Origin of the sequence: Nocardia sienata NBRC 100364 (genome assembly GCF_001613205.1) — a bacterium.
In the GTDB taxonomy this organism is placed as follows: Bacteria; Actinomycetota; Actinomycetes; order Mycobacteriales; family Mycobacteriaceae; genus Nocardia; species Nocardia sienata.
The window spans coordinates 142,547-158,304 of the sequence record NZ_BDBX01000004.1 but is presented as its reverse complement, the minus strand read 5'-3'; the positions used below and the strand labels follow the sequence as shown (position 1 = coordinate 158,304).

At 68.1% G+C, this 15,758-nt stretch carries 15 protein-coding genes; 7 read left to right on the top strand and 8 right to left on the bottom strand.

Features of this window, described 5'->3' with window-relative positions; genetic code table 11:
* Positions 1-43 precede the first annotated feature (43 nt).
* Both NS4_RS03725 and NS4_RS03720 read left to right on the top strand, forming a co-directional pair.
* A complete protein-coding gene (locus NS4_RS03725) occupies positions 44-2,248 on the top strand; it encodes a molybdopterin oxidoreductase family protein (protein WP_063058050.1) in 2,205 nt (734 codons plus the stop codon).
* A 199-nt stretch (positions 2,249-2,447) separates the two neighbouring features.
* Positions 2,448-3,233 carry an oxygenase MpaB family protein gene (locus tag NS4_RS03720; protein ID WP_084486651.1) on the top strand — a complete coding sequence of 262 codons (786 nt, stop codon included), beginning with the start codon at positions 2,448-2,450 and terminating at the stop codon, positions 3,231-3,233.
* Between the two features lie 46 nt (positions 3,234-3,279).
* Here the strand turns inward: NS4_RS03720 and NS4_RS03715 are convergent, their stop codons facing one another.
* Positions 3,280-3,903: a TetR/AcrR family transcriptional regulator gene (locus NS4_RS03715; RefSeq protein WP_063058049.1), complete on the bottom strand. Its 624-nt coding sequence runs from the start codon at positions 3,901-3,903 to the stop codon at positions 3,280-3,282.
* A 144-nt stretch (positions 3,904-4,047) separates the two neighbouring features.
* On the opposite strand from NS4_RS03715, the gene NS4_RS03710 reads away from it, so the two are divergent.
* Positions 4,048-5,004, top strand: coding sequence for an oxygenase MpaB family protein (locus NS4_RS03710; RefSeq protein ID WP_063058048.1), 957 nt, complete (start codon positions 4,048-4,050; stop codon positions 5,002-5,004).
* A gap of 102 nt (positions 5,005-5,106) precedes the next feature.
* On the opposite strand, the gene NS4_RS03705 is transcribed toward NS4_RS03710, so the two are convergent.
* Together NS4_RS03705 and gnd are read right to left on the bottom strand one after the other, a co-directional pair.
* Positions 5,107-6,852, bottom strand: a complete 1,746-nt coding sequence (locus NS4_RS03705; protein WP_063058047.1) for an N-acyl-D-amino-acid deacylase family protein — start codon at positions 6,850-6,852, stop codon at positions 5,107-5,109.
* Positions 6,853-6,934: 82 nt separating this feature from the next.
* Entirely contained in the window at positions 6,935-8,380 is a 1,446-nt protein-coding gene (gnd, locus tag NS4_RS03700) for an NADP-dependent phosphogluconate dehydrogenase (RefSeq protein WP_063058046.1), read from the bottom strand.
* A gap of 384 nt (positions 8,381-8,764) precedes the next feature.
* Here gnd and NS4_RS03690 point away from each other — a divergent pair, with 384 nt between their 5' ends.
* From NS4_RS03690 to NS4_RS32580, 4 genes are all read left to right on the top strand, one after another.
* A complete protein-coding gene (locus tag NS4_RS03690; protein ID WP_084486831.1) occupies positions 8,765-9,682 on the top strand; it encodes an alpha/beta hydrolase in 918 nt (305 codons plus the stop codon).
* Between the two features lie 253 nt (positions 9,683-9,935).
* Complete coding sequence (locus NS4_RS03685) at positions 9,936-11,075, top strand: lipase family protein (protein ID WP_063058043.1); 1,140 nt, start codon at positions 9,936-9,938, stop codon at positions 11,073-11,075.
* 131 nt (positions 11,076-11,206) lie between these two features.
* Positions 11,207-11,617, top strand: a complete 411-nt coding sequence (locus tag NS4_RS03680; protein WP_063058042.1) for a hypothetical protein — start codon at positions 11,207-11,209, stop codon at positions 11,615-11,617.
* 49 nt (positions 11,618-11,666) lie between these two features.
* A complete protein-coding gene (locus NS4_RS32580) occupies positions 11,667-11,822 on the top strand; it encodes a DUF6131 family protein (RefSeq protein WP_169811721.1) in 156 nt (51 codons plus the stop codon).
* Positions 11,823-11,936: 114 nt separating this feature from the next.
* Here NS4_RS32580 and NS4_RS03675 read toward each other — a convergent pair whose 3' ends face one another.
* From NS4_RS03675 to NS4_RS03655, 5 genes are all read right to left on the bottom strand, one after another.
* The gene (locus NS4_RS03675) at positions 11,937-12,722 is read right to left on the bottom strand and encodes an MHYT domain-containing protein (protein ID WP_063058041.1); all 786 of its coding nucleotides are present in this window, start codon (positions 12,720-12,722) and stop codon (positions 11,937-11,939) included.
* 453 nt (positions 12,723-13,175) lie between these two features.
* Positions 13,176-13,376 (bottom strand): hypothetical protein, encoded by a 201-nt coding sequence (locus tag NS4_RS03670; RefSeq protein ID WP_063058040.1) that lies wholly within the window; start codon positions 13,374-13,376, stop codon positions 13,176-13,178.
* 131 nt (positions 13,377-13,507) lie between these two features.
* Positions 13,508-14,248, bottom strand: a complete 741-nt coding sequence (locus NS4_RS03665; protein ID WP_063058039.1) for an SDR family oxidoreductase — start codon at positions 14,246-14,248, stop codon at positions 13,508-13,510.
* Positions 14,249-14,479: 231 nt separating this feature from the next.
* Entirely contained in the window at positions 14,480-15,403 is a 924-nt protein-coding gene (locus tag NS4_RS03660) for a hypothetical protein (RefSeq protein ID WP_063058038.1), read from the bottom strand.
* Positions 15,400-15,681 (bottom strand): hypothetical protein, encoded by a 282-nt coding sequence (locus NS4_RS03655; RefSeq protein ID WP_063058037.1) that lies wholly within the window; start codon positions 15,679-15,681, stop codon positions 15,400-15,402. The genes NS4_RS03660 and NS4_RS03655 overlap by 4 nt, the downstream gene beginning before the upstream one ends.
* Positions 15,682-15,758: the final 77 nt, after the last annotated feature.

The window sequence follows — 15,758 nt, the reverse complement described above, 5'->3', positions numbered from 1 at the left end:
AATACACCTTCTGTCCGGTGTCTCAAAGAGTGATGATGGTGGCATGGCCGCACCGAATCCCGCCGCACCCGATACCACCGTCCGGAACCTCCTGCGCACCTGCCCGCTGTGCGAGGCAGCCTGCGGCCTGGAGCTCACCGTCGATTCGCGGGATCGGGTGATCGGTGCGCGGGGTGACAAGCTGGATCCGTTCAGCAAGGGCTTTCTGTGCCCCAAGGGGGCGAGTTTCGGGCAGCTCGACGGCGATCCCGATCGTCTCACCGAACCCATGGTCCGGGACCGTGCCACCGGTTCGTGGCGGACGGTGGGCTGGGCGGAGGCATTCGACCTGATCGCCGCGCGTATCCCGGCGATCCGGGCCGAGCACGGCGCTCAGGCGATCGCGCTGTACCTGGGCAATCCCAATGCGCATACCGTCGCCGGAACCCTGTACGCGCCGACGCTGATCCGAGCGCTGGGGACGAAGAATGTGTTCTCCGCCAGCACCGCCGACCAGATGCCCAAGCAGGTGGCCTGCGGCCTGATGTTCGGGGATCCGCTTGCCGTCCCGGTCCCGGATCTGGACCGCTCCGATTACGTGTTGATGCTGGGCGCCAACCCCCTGGAGTCGAACGGTTCACTGTGCACCGCGCCGGACTTCCCGGGCCGGTTGCAGGCGCTGCGGGCGCGGGGTGGCCGCCTGGTCGTGGTGGATCCGCGCCGTACCCGCACGGCCGCCCGTGCCGACGAACACCTCTTCGTGCGGCCGGGCACCGACGCCTATCTGCTGTTCGGGATCGTGCACACCCTCTTCGCCGAGGGGCTGACCGATGTCGGTATCGAGGTCACGGGCTTGGACGAGGTGCGTTGCGCGGCCGCGGAATTCGATCCGGAGACCGTCGCCGCGCGCACCGGGGTGCCCGCCGAGACCGTGCGCCGGCTCGCGCGTGAGCTCGCGTCCGCTCCGACCTCGGTGGTCTACGCCCGGATCGGTACCTGTACCGCCGAATTCGGCACGGTGACCCAGTGGCTGGTCGACGTGATCAACGTGCTCACCGGCAACCTCGACACTCCCGGCGGTGCCATGTTCGCGACGGCGGCGGTCCGCGGAATCGTGCGCACCAAGCCCTTCCGCCCGGGCCGCTGGCGCAGCCGCGTCCGCGAGCTGCCCGAGTCGATGGGCGAACTGCCGGTGGCCACCCTGATCGACGAGATCACCACACCCGGTGACGGGCAGGTACGGGCGCTGATCACCGCGGCCGGTAACCCGGTGCTGTCGGCGCCCAGCGGCGCCCGGCTGGATGCCGCGTTCGCCGCGCTCGACTTCATGGTGAGCCTGGACTGCTATCTCAACGAGACCACCCGGCACGCCGATGTGATCCTGCCGCCGCCGCGTCCGGTGCAGTCCCCGCACTACGATTTCGCGCTGCTACAGTTCGCGGTCCGCAACTACGCCCGGTACTCACCGCCGCTGGTGCCGCTGGGGGACCGGCCGTCGGAGGCCGCGGTCTATGTCCGGCTGGCGGCGGCGGTGAGCGGCCAACCGCACAACCCGGCCGCGGGATACGATCCGCTGACCGCGTTCGACGACCTGGTGATCGGCACCACGCTGCGGCAGGCCGGTCTCGAACAGCGACGGCACGAGCTCACCGGCAGTACCAGTACCGAGCAGCGTCTGGACCTGATGTTGCGGCTGGGACCCTACGGCGAGTGGAACGGTGGGGACCTGAGTCTGTCCACCCTGCTGGACAACCCGCACGGTCTCGACCTCGGCCCGCTGCGGTCGCGCCTGGCCGAGGTGCTGCGGACCGCCTCGGGGACGGTGGAGCTGGCGCCGGCGGCACTACTGGCCGATCTCGACCGCCTGCGGGCCCGGTCTGCGGCAGCGCCGGCGGAGATGGTGCTGATCGGGCGCCGCCATCTGCGTTCCAACAACAGCTGGATGCACAACGCGCCCCGGCTGGTGGGCGGGACGAACCGCTGCACCCTGCAGATTCATCCCGACGATATCGCCCGGCTCGGACTGGGAGAGCAGGCGCTGGTGAAATCCGCGGCCGGTTCGGTCACGGTGCCGATCGAGGCCACCGATTCGATCATGCCGGGAGTGGTGAGCCTGCCGCACGGCTGGGGGCATGCGACCAGTTCGCAGCAGGTGGCGCGGCAGCACGCCGGTGTCAACGCCAATGTGCTGACCGATGATTCGGTGCTGGATGTTCCTTCCGGTAACGCCGTGTTCAACGGTGTACCGGTGTCGGTCACGCCCGCCTGATCCGTATTGCCGCGGCTGCGGATTGATAGGCCGACCGCTACCGGGTCGCCGACTCCGTTCCATCGATCGGATCTCGCTGATCTGCGTCGGTTCGACAGAACAATTGATAGTCTAATGCTTGATCCACTATCACTGTGGATTCCGGTTCGCCGTTGCGGTCCTCCTCGATGACGCGGGGCCGCCCGCGCTAGGAGTCGCCATGTCCCAGGCCCGTGTTGCCTCGGCCGGTGCGCCGGTATCAAGCGCGTTTCGTGGCCGCGGCGTCGAGGCCGTCCAGGACGGCCGGCGGCTCCGGTCGCTGCACGCTCCGCTGCGTATGAAGGGCAGCGAGGGCAAACAGATCGGCGCCCTGCATCCGGGTGCCTACCAGTGGGTGATCGCCACCGCCTACGTGACCACCGCGAAAGCCGGGCCGCTGCTGATGGGCCGGGAGTTCACCGACGACGAACTCGAGGAGTTGCTGCGCGACAACATCCGGATCGCCCGCATCCTGCAGGTGCCGATGAAAGGCTATCCGCAGACCCGCGCCGAGTTCGACGAGTACTACGAGCACATCGTGACCGAGGTCCTCTCCGCCGACGACGAGGTGCGCGAACAGTACCGTCAATTGCGGACCGGTGATCTGGACCAGTTCCGGGCCATGGGTTTTCCCGCCGGCCGCATCGCGCGGCTGCTCGGCTATCCGATGATCCGGTTCAACTACCTGTCCATCGTCGGGCTGCTCGACCCCCGCCTGCGCACGATGATCGGCGCCGAATGGACCGATGCGGACCAGCGGGCACTGGAACGCGCCTATGCGGTGATCCGGTTCGCCTACCGGGTGCTCCCGGACCGGCTGACCTATTTCCCGATCGCCTACCACGCCCGCAAACATCATCAGCAGATCCAGAAGATGAAGCAGCGGGAGCTGAAATCGGCCGCGTACAAGGTGCGCCCGCGGCAGGAGACCCCGCGCGAGCCGATCACGATCGTGCCCGGCGGCTGAGCCCCACCGGCCGGTACCGACACAGACCCGCCTCGCCCCGAAGGCCTCAGTTGCCGCCGGGATGGGGATACATCAGCGGTGCGAGGTAGCGGCGGGCGAAGGCCCGGGCCGCGTCGGTATCCCCGAGCGGCAGCACCCCGCGCGGATTGGAGATGAACGAGACGGTGAGCCGGACGAACAATTCGGCCACCACCTCCGGGTCGAAACTGCCGAGCTCACCGCGCTCCTGCCAGTAGATCAGGAACTGCGCCACCAGCCCGCGTCCCTGCTGGATGACATCGTCGTCGGTGAGGAATTCGGTGAGCTGGCCGGCCGCGCCGGAAACGCGCAGGCTGCGGGTCAGGAGTATGGGCGCGGTGGCCTCGCCGACGAACGCGGCGAACATATCGGCCAGCGCGCCGACCGGGCCCGCGGACCGGTGCATCGCGTCGGCGACGATCATTGCCAGACGCTGCGATTCGGCCATGAGCGCGTACCGCACGATCGCGGATTTCGTCCCGAAACGACGGTAGACGGTCGCCACGCCGACGCCCGCGACCTCGGCGATCCGCACCATGGTCGTCTCCTCGAACCCGTGCTCGGCGAAACATTCGCGCGCGGCGTCGACGATCGTGCGGGATCTGGTGTCCAACTGCTGCAGTTCGGTCCACTGCGCAGCGGTCGTTTCCATTCGGATCAGCCTACCGCCTTGCCGCCGCACCCGGCGTGGGCACCGGATCCGCGCGCCGGAGCGTGGTTTCCACGCCGTCCGAATGATAGACTTAAGGCGTCCGATCTATCATTTCTGTTCTTCTCCCCGCCCCGAGGTGACGAGATGGCGACCCACGCAACGGAGCGCACCGCCGAAGAGTCGACCGACCCCCGAGTCCGGCCCGAGGTCCTGCGTGAATTCCGCAAACATTCGGGCAGCGTCCTGGCCGGCGCCTTCGCCGGTGCCGCCTTCGACCAGGTAGCGCTGGTCCCGGTGGCCGCCGCGGTGGACCGGACCGGCCGGTTCGAGGAGAACTTCGCCGATCGCGGTGTCCGCAGCGGTGTCTCGGCGATGATCGCACTGTGGGGCGATTCCGACGACCGCCGCGCCGAAGCCGAATGGCTCAACCTGCGCCACCGTGACGTCCGCGGCGTCGGTAATGCGGCATTCGGTGAGGTCGCATACAGCGCGCTGAACCCGTTCACCTGGAAATGGATCGCGGTGAGCGGCATCTTCGTCGTTCTCAACACCTTCACCCACTGCACCGGCACCGAGCTGCGGCCGGAAGAGGAGGAGGCGGCCTACCAGCAGCTGCGCGCCGCCTTCGCCGATCTCGAACTGCCCAGCGCCGCCGGGAAACTACCCGCCGATCTCGCCGAGGCACGGGCCTACTACGACCAGATGGCATCCCAGGAACTGGCCGAGAATCCGTTCCTGGTACAGAAGTTCGCCGACCTGACGAAACTGCCGCTGCCCACTCTCGGACTACCGCCGCCGGCCCGGCGGGCGCTGACCCCGATGTGGCTGGTGCTGCGGCCGGTGGCCGGGCATGTGATCCAGGTGTGCTCGTCCAAGGCCATGCACCCGGCAGTGCAGCAGCTCACCGGCTTCGAGCTCAAACCACGCCACGATGCGGAGTTCGCGCTCTACGTGCGGCTGCTGCAGTTGGCCTGGCGGGTACTGCCGGACCGGTTGCTCATGCAACCTCTGGCCTACAACCGCTTCCGGTACGAGAAACTCGTGGCCGCCTGCCGCAGTTACGGCCTCGAATCCTTCGCGGTACCCGCCGATCGGCGCTGAACGTCGCCGACACCCGGGTCGCGGTGACCTACTCCGGTGGCTGCCCCCGGGTCGAGCGACCGCGAGCGACCGCGAAGGGCGGACGGTCCGCCCGGAACTATTTCAGCGCTTCCCGGCCCGCAGGAAGCGTCCGGTGCGAGCGCCGCCCAGAGCCGGATCGGCGGTGCCGTCACCGAACACGTATCGCCCGCCGATGTACACCGCCGAGACGGCGGCATCGTTGCGGTTGACCATCCGCTCCAGTCCGCCGTACTGGGCCACCGGGCTCTCGGCGTAGGCGTCGAGCGAATCGTCGAGGCCCGTCGGATCGATGACCACCAGATCCGCGCGGTCGCCCTCACGCAGGTGGCCCGCATCGATGTCGTACCAGTCGGCGAGCTCGCCGGTGAGCCGGTGCACCGCACGTTCGAGCGGGATCACCGGAGTGCCCGCCTGTTCGGCCCGGTACATCCGGCGCAGGAAGCGGAGCCCGAAATTGTAGAAGGCCATGTTGCGCAGGTGGGCGCCCGCGTCGGAGAACCCGAGCTGGATCCCGGGGTGGGCGGCGAAGCGGTCCAGAATCTCGGGGCGATGGTTGGAAATGGTGGTGCGCCAGCGCAGTTTGGTGCCGTGTTCGATGACCAGGTCCAGGAAGGCGTCCACCGGATGCAGCCCGCCCCGGTCCACGCCGACCTGCCCGAAGGTCTTACCCACGACCTCCTCGTCCGGGCAGCTCACGATCTCGGCGTCGAAGAAATCGCGGTGCCAGACCCGGAGCCCGAACTTCGCGTCGTAGTCCTTGCGGAAGCGGCGGCGGTAGGCCTCGTCGGCGAGCAGCGCGTCGCGCTCCACCCGGTCGGCCAGGTGCAGGGCCGCCGCGCCGGACCCGAACTCCTCGAAGATCACCAGATCGATACCGTCGGCGTACACCTCGAATGGCACGGGCAGATGCTGCCAGCGGAAATCCGCACCGAGCGCGTTCACCAGCCGCGCCAGTGCGCCGATGAGGACAACGGCGAGAGGGTTGGCCTTGATATCGGCGGCGGACAGCAGGCTGGTCTTGAGCTTGCGGCGCCCGATACCCAGGCTGCTGAAGATCATCGCCCCGAGACTGCGCGGTGACGTGATATCGGGTCCACCCTGCAGGACCCGGCCGCGCCGGCGCAGGATCGCATTGAGGCGGCGGCGCTCCTTCGCGCGCGCATAGGTGGACGGCAGCGTGCGCGACCGGCAGGTCTCGCCGTCGACCTTGTCGAACAGCAGCTGCTGCGCCGACATCCCGAGGAATCCGGCGTCGAGTGCCTCGTGCAGCGCCGCTTCCATATCCGCCAGCTCTGCGCGCGTAGGGCGAACCTTCTTGCGGGTGGCGCGGTCCAGGCCGAGGCGGGCGGTCCGGATATCCGAGTGACCCAGCATGGCAGCGATATTCGGGCCCAGCGGCAGCTGCTCGAGGGCGGCCACGTATTCGCGGGCGGAGGTCCAGGTCTTGGTCTCGTCGAGCGTATCGATCACATGACGGCGCGGAATGGCCTCCACGCGACCGAAGATATCGCCCGCGCCGGTGGGGTCGATATGCACAGTGGACAGTGAGCACGAGCCCAGCAGCACCGTGGTGATGCCGTGCCGGACCGATTCCGACAGCGCAGGGGACTTCAGGACCTCGATGTCGTAGTGGGTGTGGATATCGATCATTCCCGGCAGAACCCATTTGCCCGCGGCGTCCACCACATCCGGACAGTCGGTCTCGTCGAGCGGTTCCGCGGAGACGGCCACGACCCGGTCGCCGCGCAGTCCGAGATGGCGAATCGCGGAGGCCGCGCCGGTGCCGTCGAACCAGCGGCCACCCTTGATGATCGTGTCGTAGCTCACATCTCATTGCAACTGGTCGGATGACCCGGAGTCAAGAGGAAGTGTGTCGCCGGGCGGACCGCCCCGCCCGGCGACCGGGTGTTCAGCCCGCCGAGACCTCGGAACGGTCCTCGCTCCACAGCGTGTGGAACTTGCCCTCGGCGTCGACCCGCTCGTAGGTGTGCGCGCCGAAGAAATCGCGCTGGGCCTGGGTGAGCGCGGCGGGCAGCCGTTCGGCGCGCAGCGCGTCGTAGTAGGACAGCGAGGAGGCGAACGCCGGTACCGGGATACCCAGCAGCGTGGCGGTCGAGACCACCCGCCGCCAACTGTCGATCGCCGTCTCGATCGCGTTCCGGAAGTACGGTGCGAGGATCAGGCTCGGCAGCGTCGGATCGGTTTCGTAGGCCTCTTTGATGCGGTTCAAGAACCGGGCCCGGATGATGCAGCCGCCACGCCAGATGGTGGCCAGATCGCCGGGGGTGAGATCCCAGCCGTATTCGGCGCTGCCGGCGGCGATCTGATCGAAGCCCTGGGCGTAGGCCACGACCTTGGACGCGTACAGGGCCTGCCGGATGTCCTCGGTGAACTGCGCGATATCGGTGGGCTTGGCGGCGAGTTCGCCGGCGGCGAGCCCCACGGCCGCCGCGCGCTGCCCCCGCGACCCCGACAGCGCCCGGGCGAATACGGCCTCGGCGATACCGGTCACCGGAACACCCAGATCGAGGGCGGATTTCACGGTCCAGCGCCCGGTGCCCTTCTGCTCGGCCGCGTCCACGATCACATCGACCAGCGGCTTGCCGGTTTTCGCATCGACCTGGCTCAGCACCTCGGCGGTGATCTCCACCAGGTAGCTCTCCAGATCGCCGGAGTTCCACTGGGTGAAGATATCGGCGATCTGCTTCGGATCCAGGTCCAGTGCGGCCCGGAACAGGTGATACGCCTCACCGATGAGCTGCATATCGGCGTATTCGATACCGTTGTGCACCATCTTCACGAAATGGCCGGACCCGTCCGGGCCGATGTGGGTGCAGCACGGGGTGCCGTCCACCTGGGCGGCGATGGATTCCAGCAGCGGTCCCAGCGATTCATAGGATTCCGCGGGCCCGCCCGGCATGATCGACGGTCCGTTGAGCGCCCCCTCCTCGCCGCCGGAGATCCCGGCGCCGACGAAATTGAGGCCGCGGGCCCGCAGCGCGGCCTCGCGCCGGATGGTGTCGGTGTAGAGGGCATTGCCGCCGTCGATGATGATATCGCCGGTTTCCATGGCGTCCGCGAGTTCTTCGATCACCGCGTCGGTGGCGTCGCCGGCCTTCACCATGATGAGCACTCGGCGCGGCTTCTCCAGCGCGGCGACGAACTCGGCGATGGTCTCGGTGCGGACGAAATCACCGTCGTCGCCGTGCGCAGCGAGCAGCGCGTCGGTTTTGGCGACGCTGCGATTGTGCAGTGCCACGGTGTAGCCGTGCTTGGCGAAGTTGCGGGCGATATTGCTGCCCATCACCGCCAGGCCGGTGACCCCGATCTGTGCACGCGCTGCGGAGGAAGCCATGAACCAGCTCTTTCGTTCGACTGTTCCAACATTTCGGCGGGTTCCACCGGGCCGCGATGATCGTGGAGACCGGCCGCGCCCGGCGTGTGCCCTGTCTTCTTTCTACCGGGTGGCCCGGCCGGGCCGTGCGCAGACCCGCCGACAACCGCTCCGCGCGGCCGGACCGGGCCCGATGGCGGTGGGGGTCGCAGTACCTGAGCATCCCGGCCGCGCGGTCGGGCGTACTCGTACCGCGCGGTTCCGCAGGTACCCGGACCGAGCAGCGGCTTCTCGCAATCGACTGCGAGACCTACTGGCGCACAACGGATGAACCGTAGAAGTCCGGCGGCGATCCGGCGCGCGAATGGGTACACCGCAGGGGTGCGGTACAAATTCTTGCTCACGATGCCGGCCGCGGTACTGGCTGTCGCGGCGTCCCTGTTCACTGTCCAACCCGCCGTCGCCGCCCCGGGGCCGCGGGTCGACGCGGAGAAACCGATCGACGGTCGCGCGATCCTGCTCGAGGTGTACTCACCCGCCATGGACACCGTGGTGACCAATCGGGTCATCCCCGCGCCGGGTGGGGGACCGGCGCCCACGGTGTACCTGCTGACCGGAATCGGTGGGGGTGCCGACGGTATCTCCTGGTGGGACGATACCGATGTCCGGCAGTTCTTCGGGGACAAGAACGTGAACGTGGTGATGCCGATCGGCGGTGCGTACTCGATGTACACCGACTGGCACACCGACGATCCGGTGGTCGGCCGCGCCCGCTGGCAGACCTACCTCACTCAGGAGCTGCCGTCGGTCGTGGACGCCCGGTTCGGCACCACCGGACGCAATGCGATCGCCGGGGTATCGATGAGTGGCGGATCGGCCGTGGACCTCGCCATCCAGGCGCCGGACCGCTATGCGGCGGTCGCGTCCTACAGCGGATGCCCGTGGTCTGCCGACGCCGCGGGGATCGCGATGGTCAGCGCGCAGGTGGTGCGGGGCGGCGCCGACCCGGGCAAGATGTGGGGTCCGCCGGGGTCCGCGGGCTGGCAGGCCCACGACGCGTTCGCGCACGCCTCCCGGCTGGCCGGAAAGACCGTCTACCTGTCCGCCGCGTCGGGTATGCCCGGCGAGATCGATCGGGGCTGGGGCTTCCCGCCGGTCGAAGCCATTGCCGCCGCCTGCACCTCGGCCTTCGCCGGCCGCCTGGGGCAACTCGGCATCGGCGCGGTGCACATCGACCGACCGGCCGGCGCGCATACCTGGGGTCAGTTCGAATACGACCTGCACGATTCGTGGCCGCATCTGGCGCGGGCCATCGGCGCCTGACCGCCGAGCCGCCCGGCGGTTCCCTCAGTTGCCGGGCGGGTCGGGGTCGGCGGCCGGGGGTCGCGGCGCTGCCGCTCCGGCCGGCCATCCGAAAGCCCGACCGGGCGGCTCCCAGTACGAGAACGGCCGAGAGCAGGCCGATGAGGAGCCGGACGGCATGGCGACGTGACTGGTCGTCCGTCCAGGTGGAAGACTGGCCGGGTACCGCCCGAGGCGGCACGGCACCGGTGGGTGATCCGGCGAAAGGAAGAGCATGCGGAAATTCGGTACGGCCGCGGTCACCGCGCTGCTGGCGGCGGCGATCGCCGGGCTGCCCGGCGGGCACGCGGTAGCGGCACCGAGCACCGGCGTCGTCGAATCCGTCGAACCGGCGGCCGCCCCGGCCGTGCTGCCCGGCTCGGTGGGTTCCCAGCGCATGCTCTACACGACGACCACTGTCGGCGGAGCGCCGACCGTGGCCGGTGCCGCCGTGTACTTCCCGCCCGGCGCGCCCCCGGTCGGCGGTTGGCCGGTGATCGCCTGGGCGCACGGCACGGTCGGGCTCGGCGATTCCTGCGCCTACAGCGTGGCCGGTCCGGGGGCGGTGGCCCGGGACTGGGCATACCTGGGTAGATGGCTCGAGCAGGGTTATGCCATCGTCGCCGCCGACTACGCCGGGCTGGGCACACCCGGCGAGCATCCGTATCTGAACGGCTCAGTGGAGGCACACAATGTCGTCGACGCGGTACGGGCCGCGTCAGGGCACTACTCCACGCTGTCGAACAAATGGGTCGTGGTCGGGCAGTCGCAGGGCGGGGGAGCCGCGGTCACCACCGCCCGCTACGCCACCGAATTCGGCGGCCCCGAACTGGATTACCGCGGCGCGGTGGCCACCGGCGTCCCCGCCTATATCGAGAACGTCCTCGCTCTCATGGGTCCGGGTGTACCGCCGGTGAAACTGGGCGCGCACACCACGGGGTATGCGCTCTACCTGCTCAACGGCCTGCGCACCACCTACCCCGAGCTGGGTATCGAATCCTTCCTCACCGACTCCGGCCGGTACTGGCTGGAACGCGCGCGTACCGAATGCCTGTCCCCGTTCGGTGACGAACTGGTGGCCCACGGTGTGGTGATCGGAGACCTGTTCACCCGGCCGCTGGCCGATATCCCGGATCTGCGCGGGCTGCTCACCCGCTATCTCGGCCTGCCGGAATCCGGCTACGACAAACCGCTCTTCCTCGGGCAAGGGCTGTTCGACACCGATGTGATCACCCCGGAGACGCTGCGATTCGCGGCGGTTCTCGGAGCGAACCGGCAGCCGGTGACGCTGAAGGTGTACCCCACCGATCACAATGGCGCCGTGAACGATTCGCTACCCGACTCGGTGCCGTTCGTCCGCGACCTGTTCGCCTGAGTTCCGGCCGTCCGAGTCCCCGGGTCCATCCCGCCGGTGAATCGGACTGGCGGCCATGGCCTTCCCTTGTTTGACATCCTCGTCGCCGGGAATAGCGGGAGCATAGTGTTCCTCGACCCTTGGGAATTGCCATGATCATTGTTCTCGGGCTCGTGATCGCCGTCGCGGCGGTTGCCGCCGGTGTCGCCGGCGTCGCGGCCAATACCAGTGATGTCAATCGGCTGACCAGCGACTTCTCGGTCTTCGATTACCACTTCGCCGGTACCACCGGTGAACTGTTCCTCATCGGCATCATCGTCGGTGTGGTCGGCGGACTAGGAGTGGGTCTCGTCTCCGCCGGTGCGTGGCGATCCACCCGCCGGGGGCTGGAGACCCGCCGTGAACTGCGGCAGTCGCGCAAGGAGGTCGCGGCCGCCCAGCGGGATCTCGCCAAGACCAAGGAACCGGCGACGAAGCCCGCGCCCGCCGCCGCGGCGGCTCCGGCCTGGTCGATGAGCAAACTTCTGCGCAAGCCGGGAAAGAGCGCGGCGACCGCCGAGTGACCCCTGTCCCCCGCCCGGATATCGAATATCGAATCAGAAAGTCAGCGTCATGATCGTTCTCGGACTTGTTCTGCTCATCGTCGGTTACCTGCTCGGTATCGGCGTGCTCACCACCATCGGCCTCGTTCTGCTCGTGGTCGGCGCGGTCCTGGCCATCGCCGGGTCGGTGGGCCGGCCCATCGGTGGCCGGCGGCACTATTACTGACGTCGTTCACGACTCCATCCGACGGCCGCGGCGGTGCGAGTGATCCACATGGATCAGCCGCACCGCCGCGGCCATTTCCCGGGCCGAAACCGCAACCTTGCGGGATCGGCTCGCTCAGCGTGCCGGCCGCCGCTCGCTCGGCCGGGGGTCCGCCGCAGCCTGGGCCGCGGGTCCATGGGGATTGGTCAGCGCCATGCTCACGCCGATGAGCAGTACGACGGTGACCACACTGATCACGCCGAGCAGCGGCCCCAGAATCTGCAGTGGCTCGGCACCTTCGGGCGCCGCGGCACCGGGGATCTCGTGCGCGTGCATCGCGGACATACCGGTGTAGTGCATCGTCGCCACCGCCGCGGCCAGGATCAGCGCCGCGCCCAGGGTGGACGGTATTCCCCACGACCGCATGCCGAACCAGAGCGTCGCGGTGGCCACGACCGTGGCGATGACCAGTGACAGCGCTATACGGGCGGGGTCGTATTCGATATGCGCGTCCGTGCGCATCGCGGCCATGCCGGTGTAGTGCATGGCCGCGATGCCGAGGCCGGTGACGGCACCCCCGGTGAGCAGCGCCGGGAGACCCGAGCCCGGTGTGGTCACCAGATACAGGCCGATGGCGACCACGCCGATCGAGATCGCCGCGCTCAGCAAGGTGAGTGGGACATCGAAGCGTATCTGTGCGCCGTCTATGGAAAAGCCCAGCATCGCAACGAAATGCATGACCCAGATACCGGTCCCGCCGATGGTGATCGCGGCGAGCACGAGCCAGAGCAACCGGCGCCGTCCGTGGCGGGCCTGCCTGGTGCACTGCAATCCGATGGCGCATCCGATGGCCGAGAGGAAGTACGCGAGGGCGGGCGTCAGCCAGCCGAACGCGAAGTGTTCGAGGTGAAGCATGTCCATCCAACGTTCCGCCGGGGAAGCCCGGAGTTTCTGTGTAGGGCTGAACAGTACGACGCTCGTCGGGATGGTGTGCTGATCATTTGCCGAAAATGCTGTGGTATCAATCACATTCGAGTTCTGCGCTGTTTTGATTCCGCAATATTGCATTGCCTATCTTGCGGACGCATTCCTGGGCCGGATCCGCGGCGAAGTGGGGACCGGGCATCGAAAGTCCGATGTCGCCACATTGTTGGCAGATGCCCACTGCGGATCCGAGCGAAACGCCTTCTTTGGAAAGGATACGGTTCGGATTTCGGGCTCGCGCGACTACGTCATTTTCCACAGTCGATAACTACTATATAACTGATCCATAACTTCTCGGCGTCGATTCCGTAGTCGATGAAACGTTCCCGCCGGATCCGGCCGCCGGACACGGCGGCCGGATCCCGGCTTCTACGGTCTCGGGCACAGTCGTCACCGCTGCGGCGTGCCCTCGCATTTCATCAGTTCCGACGCGGACGTGACCCGGGAGTCGAACACCGTCCACAGCGATCCGTCCGTCAACCGCCGCAGGACGAACCGGTACTTGCCGTAGCACGCCCGCGAGGCCGTCGTCAGACGAGTTTTTCCCACCACCCGGTAGGGATAGCCGTCGATGCGCACTGTCGGGTTCATGATCTGTTCTCCCTTTCGCCGTTGTCGGTCATCGGCGGCCACTGTGGCAGGGAGGTGCTGAAGCCACGCTGAAGCGGCCTGAAGGCCGCTTCAGGAAGCAGCGAAGATGCCGGCTGGAAGCGTTGTCGAGGTCAGCGGTGTGCCCGAAGCCAGTCCCGGTAGTGCGTGGGAGCCAGGTGTGCGTCCGGTCCGGCGAGCAGTTCGTCGCCGGTGATCGCGGCGAACATACCGGCCGTCTCGTCGGTGACGACGATACGGTCGTCGTGCCGCGCGAGCAGGGTCATCCGGCCGATCTCGTCGAGCGGGAGCACATCGGGTCCGGCGACATTGCGGATACCCTGCAGCGGGGAGCCCAGCGCGACGCCCACCACCGCGTCGACGACATCCGCGGCCGCCATGGGCTGTAGCCGGGTCTCCGGCAGCCGGACGACGCTGTCATCGGCGGACCAGGACATCACCGCGTCCATGAACTCGAAGAACTGGGTGGCCCGCACGATCGAATACGGTGTGGGGCCTTTCCGGAGCAACTCCTCCTGCAGTGTCTTGGCCCGGTAGTAGTCCAGCTGCGGTACCCGGTCCACGCCGACGATCGACAGCACGACCTGGTGTTTCACCCCGGCACGGTCGCCGGCGCCGAGCAGGTTGTCCATCGCGGTGCGGAAGAAATCCGGGGTGGCGTCGTCGAAGGTCGGGGAGTTGGCCAGCCCGACCACCACGTCGGCGCCCGCCACCGCCTGGTCCAGACCCTCGCCGCTGATCAGGTCCACGCCGGTGGACGGCGCGGCGGGTACGGCGTCGTGGCCGGCCGCCCGTAGCTTCCGAACGACCTGCGAGCCGATCCGACCGGTACCGCCGATGACTGTCAGCTTCATGTTGCTCACCTTTCACCGCCTGCCACCGGGCAGGCCGGAGTTCAGAGAGTTCGATGTGCACTGAAACGTCGAGAGGTGCTCTACTGCGGCGGTCCGGGCCGGCCGGGGAGTAACCGGCCGCGCGAACCGGGTGATCACTGTGCTGCTGTTCCAGGATCGCATCTGCGATTCCCGCGACCCCGGCCCGGCCACCGGAATAGACGATTTCGAGACCTGCGCGGACCGCCCGGGTCAGGTGGTGAGCCGCGCCTCCGGCATCAGGCGGGTGATCGAGAGATCCCGATGGGCTATCCCGGGAGCGTGCTCGTGCACCGGGCGCAGCGCCTCGATGACGTTCACACAGGTCAGATGGTCGGCCGGATGAAGCCCGTCGGTGAAGCGGAAGCGGACGTTGGCGGTGCCCCGCGCAGTATCGGTAGTGGTGACCAGCTGATAGCGCAGCGGCGCCCGATCCTCGGTGGTGGTGGCCCAGATGGAGCGATAACTCAGCCCCGGCCCCAGCCCACGGTCGACGATCACCTTCTGGACGGTCCCGGAACCGTCGGTGACCACCTCCACGGTGCTGTTCGGGGTATCGGCCGCGCCGGCGGCGCTGTGGAACACGGCGTCGTCGAGAACGCGCAGTCCCGCCGTGTAGTAGCCGTCGACCGCGGCGGCGCCGGCGACGGCGGCCTCGGACCCGGTGGCCCCGATACCGATATCGTGCCGGTCGCCCCACGGGTACACCCCGGCCTCGGGAAAATCGAGCTCCTCGACGAGTTCCACCCGCCGGATCCCTCGGGTCACCTCGGTCAGCGACCGGATGAGCCGGGCGGGAATGGTGGCCTGGAATGCCCCGGTGGCGTGGAAGGTGGACTGTCCGGTGCGGCAGGCATCCAGCAGTTCGGGCGGCGGAATGTAGCAGTCCAGCGGTGCTGTGGATATCACGTCGTAGCCGTCGCTCAGGAGCTCCGGTAGCACGCTGCCCGGTGTGTCCGCCGCTATCTCGGCGAACGTCGGCACGTAGACGACGCACGCCGTGCCCTCCGGCGGGGACTGCAGGGTTTCGATCCGCGCGGATACCCTGAGGTGTGCTCGCGCACGGATCCGGTCGGCGATCCGGTCGGCGAAGGGGCCCGCGCCGAGCACCGCGACCGCGAGCGTGGGTGAACTCATGACGACTCCAGAAGGTAGTGAGGACGCAGGTCCGGCGCGACCACACCGGGAGGTGCGGCACGCAACTCGGGAACCACGCCCAGCATTGCGGCGACCGAGATATCGGTAACAGCGGACCAATCTCCGCTATAGGCCTCGTCGTCCATTTCGTTACGCATCTCGATGGCACCGGGGTTGCCGTCGAGAGTGATCACATGGCCGCCGGCCGGGCTGCACGGATGATCCTGCCCCAGATGGGCATTGCCGGCCCCGACGTGCCAGCACTCCTCGTTGGTCATGAAGAGATCGTCGCCGGCGCATTGCGCCGGCGCGGGCGGTCGATCGTCAGCACGACGACCCCGGAGGACAGGTATTC

Excerpts from the sequence above, each read along its gene's own strand:
- NS4_RS03670 (WP_063058040.1), bottom strand. The coding sequence starts at position 13,376 with ATGAACCCGACAGTGCGCATCGACGGCTATCCCTACCGGGTGGTGGGA.
- NS4_RS03665 (WP_063058039.1), bottom strand. The coding sequence starts at position 14,248 with ATGAAGCTGACAGTCATCGGCGGTACCGGTCGGATCGGCTCGCAGGTC.
- NS4_RS03690 (WP_084486831.1), top strand. The coding sequence starts at position 8,765 with ATGCCGGCCGCGGTACTGGCTGTCGCGGCGTCCCTGTTCACTGTCCAA.
- NS4_RS03725 (WP_063058050.1), top strand. The coding sequence starts at position 44 with ATGGCCGCACCGAATCCCGCCGCACCCGATACCACCGTCCGGAACCTC.
- NS4_RS03710 (WP_063058048.1), top strand. The coding sequence starts at position 4,048 with ATGGCGACCCACGCAACGGAGCGCACCGCCGAAGAGTCGACCGACCCC.
- NS4_RS03655 (WP_063058037.1), bottom strand. The coding sequence starts at position 15,681 with ATGACCAACGAGGAGTGCTGGCACGTCGGGGCCGGCAATGCCCATCTG.
- NS4_RS03715 (WP_063058049.1), bottom strand. The coding sequence starts at position 3,903 with ATGGAAACGACCGCTGCGCAGTGGACCGAACTGCAGCAGTTGGACACC.
- NS4_RS32580 (WP_169811721.1), top strand. The coding sequence starts at position 11,667 with ATGATCGTTCTCGGACTTGTTCTGCTCATCGTCGGTTACCTGCTCGGT.
- NS4_RS03685 (WP_063058043.1), top strand. The coding sequence starts at position 9,936 with ATGCGGAAATTCGGTACGGCCGCGGTCACCGCGCTGCTGGCGGCGGCG.
- gnd (WP_063058046.1), bottom strand. The coding sequence starts at position 8,380 with ATGGCTTCCTCCGCAGCGCGTGCACAGATCGGGGTCACCGGCCTGGCG.
- NS4_RS03720 (WP_084486651.1), top strand. The coding sequence starts at position 2,448 with ATGTCCCAGGCCCGTGTTGCCTCGGCCGGTGCGCCGGTATCAAGCGCG.
- NS4_RS03660 (WP_063058038.1), bottom strand. The coding sequence starts at position 15,403 with ATGAGTTCACCCACGCTCGCGGTCGCGGTGCTCGGCGCGGGCCCCTTC.
- NS4_RS03675 (WP_063058041.1), bottom strand. The coding sequence starts at position 12,722 with ATGGACATGCTTCACCTCGAACACTTCGCGTTCGGCTGGCTGACGCCC.
- NS4_RS03680 (WP_063058042.1), top strand. The coding sequence starts at position 11,207 with ATGATCATTGTTCTCGGGCTCGTGATCGCCGTCGCGGCGGTTGCCGCC.